At 50.1% G+C, this 797-nt stretch carries 6 tRNA genes; all 6 read left to right on the forward strand.

Annotated elements, in window-relative coordinates:
* The first annotated feature begins 103 nt into the window (after positions 1-103).
* The 6 genes from AB1K89_RS18235 to AB1K89_RS18260 all read left to right on the forward strand — a co-directional run bounded on the left by AB1K89_RS18235 (position 104) and on the right by AB1K89_RS18260 (position 643).
* A tRNA-Leu gene (locus tag AB1K89_RS18235) sits at positions 104-185 on the forward strand.
* 8 nt (positions 186-193) lie between these two features.
* Positions 194-268 (forward strand) — tRNA-Gly (locus AB1K89_RS18240).
* 9 nt (positions 269-277) lie between these two features.
* Positions 278-366: transfer RNA gene (locus AB1K89_RS18245), tRNA-Leu, on the forward strand.
* Between the two features lie 25 nt (positions 367-391).
* Positions 392-468: transfer RNA gene (locus AB1K89_RS18250), tRNA-Arg, on the forward strand.
* A gap of 14 nt (positions 469-482) precedes the next feature.
* Positions 483-559, forward strand: a tRNA-Pro gene (locus tag AB1K89_RS18255).
* Positions 560-567: 8 nt separating this feature from the next.
* Positions 568-643: transfer RNA gene (locus AB1K89_RS18260), tRNA-Ala, on the forward strand.
* Positions 644-797 lie beyond the last annotated feature (154 nt).

Consider the following 797-nt stretch of genomic DNA (forward strand, 5'->3'; position numbering starts at 1 on the left):
AGCCATTAGCTCAGTCGGTAGAGCATCTGACTTTTAATCAGAGGGTCGCAGGTTCGAATCCTGCATGGCTCACCATTTTTACTGCTTGATTTTGATATGATATGCGGGTGTGGTGGAACTGGCAGACACGCTAGACTTAGGATCTAGTGCCGTAAGGCGTGGGGGTTCGACTCCCTTCACCCGCACTTTTCTTGCGGAAGTAGTTCAGTGGTAGAATACGACCTTGCCAAGGTCGGGGTCGCGGGTTCGAATCCCGTCTTCCGCTCCATTTATATGCGCCGGGGTGGCGGAACTGGCAGACGCACAGGACTTAAAATCCTGCGGTAGGTGACTACCGTACCGGTTCGATTCCGGTTCTCGGCACCAAAATTGTGTCATATTAAATGAATATGCGCCCGTAGCTCAATTGGATAGAGCGTCTGACTACGGATCAGAAGGTTGTGGATTCGAATTCTTCCGGGCGCGCCATTATTTATAAGTATCGGGAAGTAGCTCAGCTTGGTAGAGCACTTGGTTTGGGACCAAGGGGTCGCAGGTTCGAATCCTGTCTTCCCGACCACTTTTTATGGGGCCTTAGCTCAGCTGGGAGAGCGCCTGCCTTGCACGCAGGAGGTCAGCGGTTCGATCCCGCTAGGCTCCACCATATGAACCTTGAAAACTGAACAGCAAAACGTCAACAAATAAAGTCTTGCAACCGACCCTGTCGGTGAAAAGACAAATCGAATCTTCGGATTCAAAATTGACATCTTAAATGATGCCAGCAAGAAACTCGAGCTACTCGAATTTCTCTATTATGG

It is taken from the genome of Sporosarcina pasadenensis, assembly GCF_047228845.1.
In the GTDB taxonomy this organism is placed as follows: domain Bacteria; phylum Bacillota; class Bacilli; order Bacillales_A; family Planococcaceae; genus Sporosarcina.